Origin of the sequence: Achromobacter sp. Marseille-Q0513, assembly GCF_018195695.1 — a bacterium.
Classification (GTDB): Bacteria; Pseudomonadota; Gammaproteobacteria; order Burkholderiales; family Burkholderiaceae_B; genus Achromobacter.
The window spans coordinates 1-6,071 of record NZ_JAGTJY010000150.1; the positions used below are offsets into that span (position 1 = coordinate 1).

Sequence of the window (6,071 nt, forward strand, 5' to 3'; positions counted from 1 at the left end):
GCCATGTCCCGTTCCGCTTCCGACCGCGCGCCGCTGGCGCTGCTCAAATCCCTGGTTCCCGCCCTGGCGCTGGCCGCCAGCCTGGCGCCCGCCGCCGCCTCCGCGCAGGATGCCTACCCGCAGCGCCCGATCACGCTGGTGGTGCCGCATCCGCCCGGCGGCTCGGTCGACGGCGTGGCGCGCATCTATGCCGAGCAGCTCGCCAAGGAGCTGGGCCAGTCCGTGGTGGTGGAAAACCGCGCCGGCGCTTCCGGCATGATCGGCGCGGCCTACGTCGCGCGCGCCACGCCGGACGGCTACACGCTGTATCTGAACGCCTCGATCCATGCGATCAATCCGCTGCTGTACAAGAAGACCATCAAGTTCGACGCGGTCAAGGATTTCACGCCCATCAGCGAACTGGCGCAGGGCGCGCTGATCTTCAGCATCAACCCCAAGGTGCCGGCCAACAACGTGCAGGAGCTGGTCAAGACGCTGAAGGCCGATCCGCAGAAATACTCGTTCGCCACCACCGGCTTCGGCTCGGCCGGCCATCTGGCGGCGGCCTCCTTCCTGCACGAGAACGGCTTGAGCCAGATCCCGATCGTGCTGTACCGCGGCGGCGGCCCGGCGCTGTCGGACCTGGTCGGCGGCCAGGTGCACGCGCTGTTCGACCCGATGCTGTCCTCGCTGCCGATGGTACGCGCCGACAAGCTGCGCGCCGTGGCGGTGACGGGCGCCGAGCGCAGCCCGCTGCTGGCTGATGTGCCCAGCATGCGCGAGCAGGGCCAGAAGAACTTCGAGTTCTATTCCTGGTACGGCGTGTGGGGCCCGGCCAAGCTGCCGGCGCCGGTGGTCAAGAAGCTGGAAGCGGCGTCGGCCAAGATCATGGCCACGCCCAAGGTGGTGGAACAGCTAGGCGGACTGGGCTTCGAACCCGCGGTCAAGAACTCGGCCGATTTCAGCCGCTTCATCGACGCCGAGATGAAGCGCTACCAGACCATCATCGAGCAGTCGAAGATCGAGATCAACGAGTAGAAATAAGCCAGTCCGGCACTCGATGCGACAAGGCCGGCGCCATATGGCGTCGGCCTTGTGTCTTCGACTGTGTCTACGCGAGGTGCGAAAGTCGCGCCCGATCGCAATATGGCAGTGCCTCTCCAAGCGGGGCCGCACGGAGCCGGCTTTGCCGGTCCGTCGCGGCGCCCCCTTGAGGGGGGCCGCCCAGGTGGGAAGCGCCGCAGGCGCTTCGGGGGTGGGCTACCCCTTTGGGTCACACCTCTCTACAACGCAGCGTCAGCCAGGCCAGGGCATCGCCTTCGACCAGCGGCGACAGGCGCTCGAACACCGTCTTGTGATAGTCGTTGAGCCAGGCGCGCTCGTCGTCGCGCAGCAGCGACAGCTCGATGCAGCGCGTATCGATCGGGCACAGCGTCAGCGTCTCGAAGCACAGGAACGCGCCCAGCTCCGAGGTCAGCCAGCTGCGATTGGCCACCAGGTTCTCGATGCGCACGCCCCAGCGGCCCGGACGGTAGATGCCCGGTTCGTTGGAGGTGATCATGCCCGGCTCCATCGCCGTGTGCGGGCCCGGCGCCGCGCGGTACGAAATGACCTGCGGGCCTTCGTGCACGTTCAGGAAATAGCCCACGCCGTGACCCGTGCCATGGCCGTATTCGGCGCCGCCAGCCCAGATCGGCGCGCGCGCGATGGCGTCCAGCATGGGCGACGGGGTGCCGCGCGGAAAGGATGCGCGCGACAGCGCGATCATGCCCTTGAGCACCAGCGTGAAGTCGACCTTCTGGTCGGCGCTGGGCGTGCCCACCGCGACCACGCGGGTGATGTCGGTGGTGCCGCCCAGGTACTGGCCGCCCGAGTCGATCAGCAGCAGGCCGTCGCCCTCGATCACGGCATGCGATTCGGCGGTGGCGCGGTAATGCGGCATGGCGCCGTTGGCATTGAAGCCGGCGATGGTGGCGAAGCTGGGACAGACATAGGCGGGCCGGCGCGCGCGGGCCGCGGTGATCTGTTCGTCGATGGTCAGCTCGGTGATGCGTTCCTTGCCCAGCACGCCCTCGAACCAGGCGAAGAACTCGCACAGCGCCGCGCCGTCCTGTTCCATGGCCTGGCGCACATTGGCCAGCTCGGCCTCGGTCTTGCGCGACTTCAGCAGCGTGGACGGGTTGATCGCCTCGACGCGCGGCACGTCCGGATTCATGGCGTGGAACACGCCGCAGGTGACGCGGGCCGGGTCGATCAGCAGGGTCTGGTCCAGCTCCAGCGAGCCCAGCGCCTCGGCGGCCTGGGCATAGCCGGCCACGTCCACGCCGTCCGCGGCCAGCACCGCGCGCAAGGTCTCGTCCACCTTGCCCTCGGCCACGAACAGCGTGGCGTGATCCAGGCCGACCAGCGCATGGCCGACGAACACCGGGTTGTAGTCCACATCGGCCCCGCGCAGGTTGAAGAGCCAGGCGATGTCGTCGAGCGTGCTGATGAAATGCGCGTCGGCGCCATGCTTGCGCATGGCCTCGCGCACCTGCGCCAGCTTGTCGGCGCGGCTGACGCAGGCCTGCGGCGCGACGTGTTCGTAAATGCGCGCGTCCGGCAGGCCGGCGCGGCCTTCCCAGATGTCGTCCAGCAGGTCGGCGCCGATCTCCAGCGAGGCGCCCGACGCGGCGGCGGCGGCCGACAAGGCGCGGAAGGCCGCCAGGCCCAGCACCTGTCCGTCCACACCGATGCGCTGGCCCGCCCGCGTGTTGGCGGCCAGCCAGTCCACGTGGCCGGGCGTGGTGGCCAGCGCGATCTTCATCAGCTGCACGCCGGTGCCGGCCAGCTGCGCCTCGGCCTGCACCCAGTAGCGGCTGTCGACCCACAGGCCGGCGAAATCGGCGGTGACCACCAGCGTGCCCACCGAGCCCGTGAAGCCCGACAGCCAGCGCCGCCCCTGCCAGCGCGCCGGCAGGTATTCGGACAGGTGCGGGTCCGAGGACGGCACGATGTAGGCGGACAGGCCGCGGCGGCTCATGGCCTGCCGCAGCAGGGCGATACGGGTATCGGTACTGGACATGGGAAAGGGATCCTCAACGCAACATGAAAGACATGGCGGCCAGGCTGTTCAGCGTGCGGACGGCCGACTGCATGCTGTCCGTGGTGAACTTCAGGGTCACGCCGTCCACGCGCTCCAGCGTGGGCCACATGCAGAACAGGTCGGCCAGCGCCGAGCTCTGCGTCTGCAACCGGCATTCTATAGGCGCGGGGATGCGGAAAGGAACCGCCTTTTTCAGGTTGCGCACGGCCGTCTCGGCGGCGGCCGCGATGGCGCGGCGCGAGGCCGCCGGCGACAACGTGATGCCGCTGCCCTGCCCGTGCGCCACCTTGGTCTGCACCCATTGCGCGCCGGGGAACAGGTCCGAGGTTTCGCTGATGAAGACGTCGTCGCCGGTCGCCAGGATCACGGGCACGCCCATCTCGCCGGCCAGCGCGCCGTACAGGCCGGCCTCGCCCAGCTCCATGCCGTTGATGAACACGCGGGCGAAGGCGAAGCTGTTGATGGTGTGGGCCAGGATGCCGCGCCCCTGCGAACGCGAGTGGTAGCCGATCATGAAGACCGCGTCGCAGCCCTCTTCCAGCCCGCCCATCATGCCCAGGTAGCGCGGCTTGCCCAACACCAGGCGGGCGCGCTCGTCCAGGCCGTCGGGCAGCAGATTGCGGAAACCGCCGTGCGAGTCGTTGACCAGGATGTCCTCGGCGCCGCCGGCGATGGCGCCCTGCACGGCGGCGTTGGCCTCGGCGGTCATCCAGGCGCGGGCGCGCTCGTATTCGCCGTTGCCGGCGCGCACTTGCTCGGAATGGAAGACGCCGGCGACGCCTTCGATATCGGTGGAGATCAGGATCTTCATGGGGTCAGTCCTAGGGATATTCAGAATGCGGAATCAGCGAGCCATTGTTGCCATTGCGGCGCGGCTTCGCGGATGCTGGCGCGGCGATGGCCGTCGCGGCCGGTCACGCTGTCGGCGCGCCACAGCGCGGCAATGATGGCCTGCTCGCAGGCCTGCGCCGCCGCCTCGAACAGCGGATCGATGCGGGTTTCGTGCAGCATGGCGATCGCCGGCATCGGCCGGTCGGCCAGCTGCGGCACGGTGTAGGCGGTGGAAAAGGCCAGCGCGATATCGCCGCTGCCATGGCCGAACACGGAGCCGGTGCGCGCCAGGCCTGCGCCGGCGCGCAGCGACAGGCGGCGCAGCTGGCGCGCGTCCAGCGGCGCGTCGGTGGCCAGCAGCAGGATGATCGAGCCCTTCTCAGGCGTGATCACGGCGTTCTCGCCGGCCTGCGCCAGGCTGGCGTCGAGCTGTTGCGACAGCCGGCGGCCAAACGGACGGCCGGCCACGGTCAGGTTGGGCAGGCGGCCGAAGTTGGCCAGCACCAGCGCGCCCACGGTGTATTGAAGACCGGGCTGGACCTCGGCCAGGCGCGAGGCCGAGCCGATGCCGCCCTTGAACGAAAAGCAGGACATGCCGCGCCCGGCGCCGACCGCGCCCTGCGCCATCCGCTTGCCGGCCGCCGCCAGCGCCTGGGCGTAGTGCGCTTCCTGCACCGCCATGGCCTGGATGTCATTCAGGTAGCCGTCGTTGCACTCGAACACCAGCGGATTGACCGTGGACAGCTCGCGGCCGATGGCGCGATTGGCGGCCACGGCGGCGCGGATCTGCGCATTGGCCACGGTGCCCACGCCGAAGGTGTTGGTCAGCGCGATGGGCGTTTCCAGCACGCCCAGCTCCTGCACCTGCACCAGCCCCGTGCTCTTGCCGAAGCCGTTGAGCACGGTGGCGGCGGCGGGCGTCTTGTCCAGGAACGGGTCGCCGGCGTGCGTGCGCACCACGGTCACGCCGGTCTGCGATGCGCCGTCGGCCAGCGTGGCGTGGCCCACGGTGACATCGCCCACGTCGCAGATGGAATCCAGGGGGCCCGCCGGCAGCTCGCCGATGCGGGGAATGTCCGGCGCTTGTGTGTCCAGCTCAGCCATGTGTCGCTCCAGAATGCGAAACGCCGCCGTCCCTCGCCGGATGCGCGCGCCGGAAGGCGCGCGCGCGGACGGGACGGCGGCGTGGGATTACTTGCGGTCGATCTTGGGATCGAGCGCGTCGCGCAGGCCGTCGCCCAGCAGGTTGAACGCCAGCACCGTCAGGAAGATCGCCAGGGCCGGGAAGATGGCCACGTGCGGCGCGATCACCATGTCGGCGCGGGCCTCGTTCAGCATCGCGCCCCACTCGGGAGTGGGAGGCGAGGCGCCCATGCCCAGGAACGACAGGCTGGCCGCGGTGATGATCGAGGTGCCGATGCGCATCGTGCCGTACACCACGATCGGCGAGATCGTGCCGGGCAGGATGTGGCGCATGATGATGGTCCAGTCGGACGCGCCCACGCTCTTGACTGCTTCGACGTAGGTCATCTGCTTGATCGACAGCGTGTTGCCGCGCACCAGGCGGGCAAAGGCGGGCACGCTGAACACGGCCACGGCCACGATCACGTTGACCATGCTGGAGCCCAGGATGGCGACCACGCCGATGGCCAGCAGCATGCCGGGGAAGGCCAGCAGCACGTCCGAGACGCGCATGGTGATGCGTTCCCACCAGCCTTCGTAGTAGCCCGCCATCAGGCCCATGAAGGTGCCGACGATGGCGCCCATGAAGACGGACAGGAAGCCGGCGGCCAGCGAGATGCGCGCGCCCATCAGGATGCGGCTGAAGATGTCGCGGCCCAGCGAGTCCACGCCCAGCCAGTGCGTCAGCGACGGACCGGCGTTGAGCGCGTCGTAGTCGAAGAAGTTCTCGGCGTCGAACGGCACGATCCAGGGGGCGAAGATCGCCACCACGACCAGCAGCAGGACGAAGATGCCGGCGCCGACGGCCAGCTTCTGCTTCTTGAACTTGCGCCAGAACTCGGTGGCGGGCGTGCGCACGTCGTTCTTGGGAGCGGCGGCGATGGTAGTGGCGGGGGTTGGGTTTTTCTTTTGCCCCCCCCCTTTTTAAGGTGGGGGGGGTTGTTGAGCCCGCGGGGACCGCCGCAAACCAAGTTGTTCGGGAGGATTTCCCCCG

5 protein-coding genes are annotated in these 6,071 nt (G+C 69.0%); 1 reads left to right on the top strand and 4 read right to left on the bottom strand.

What is annotated here, in order from left to right:
* Nucleotides 1-3: 3 nt before the first annotated feature.
* Nucleotides 4-1,017, top strand: coding sequence for a tripartite tricarboxylate transporter substrate binding protein (locus tag KDH83_RS23430; RefSeq protein ID WP_212320356.1), 1,014 nt, complete (start codon nt 4-6; stop codon nt 1,015-1,017).
* A 235-nt stretch (nt 1,018-1,252) separates the two neighbouring features.
* On the opposite strand, the gene KDH83_RS23435 is transcribed toward KDH83_RS23430, so the two are convergent.
* The 4 genes from KDH83_RS23435 to gsiD all read right to left on the bottom strand — a co-directional run bounded on the left by KDH83_RS23435 (nt 1,253) and on the right by gsiD (nt 5,959).
* Entirely contained in the window at nt 1,253-3,043 is a 1,791-nt protein-coding gene (locus KDH83_RS23435; protein ID WP_212320339.1) for an aminopeptidase P family protein, read from the bottom strand.
* A gap of 13 nt (nt 3,044-3,056) precedes the next feature.
* Nucleotides 3,057-3,875 (bottom strand): M55 family metallopeptidase, encoded by an 819-nt coding sequence (locus KDH83_RS23440; RefSeq protein WP_212320341.1) that lies wholly within the window; start codon nt 3,873-3,875, stop codon nt 3,057-3,059.
* Between the two features lie 20 nt (nt 3,876-3,895).
* Nucleotides 3,896-4,999, bottom strand: a complete 1,104-nt coding sequence (locus KDH83_RS23445) for a P1 family peptidase (RefSeq protein ID WP_212320342.1) — start codon at nt 4,997-4,999, stop codon at nt 3,896-3,898.
* A gap of 87 nt (nt 5,000-5,086) precedes the next feature.
* Complete coding sequence (gene gsiD, locus KDH83_RS23450) at nt 5,087-5,959, bottom strand: glutathione ABC transporter permease GsiD (RefSeq protein WP_212320357.1); 873 nt, start codon at nt 5,957-5,959, stop codon at nt 5,087-5,089.
* Between the last annotated feature and the right edge of the window lie 112 nt (nt 5,960-6,071).

Bases quoted from the DNA above. Each gene is read 5' to 3' on its own strand.
- KDH83_RS23430 (WP_212320356.1), top strand. From the start codon at position 4: ATGTCCCGTTCCGCTTCCGACCGCGCGCCGCTGGCGCTGCTCAAATCC.
- KDH83_RS23435 (WP_212320339.1), bottom strand. From the start codon at position 3,043: ATGTCCAGTACCGATACCCGTATCGCCCTGCTGCGGCAGGCCATGAGC.
- KDH83_RS23440 (WP_212320341.1), bottom strand. From the start codon at position 3,875: ATGAAGATCCTGATCTCCACCGATATCGAAGGCGTCGCCGGCGTCTTC.
- KDH83_RS23445 (WP_212320342.1), bottom strand. From the start codon at position 4,999: ATGGCTGAGCTGGACACACAAGCGCCGGACATTCCCCGCATCGGCGAG.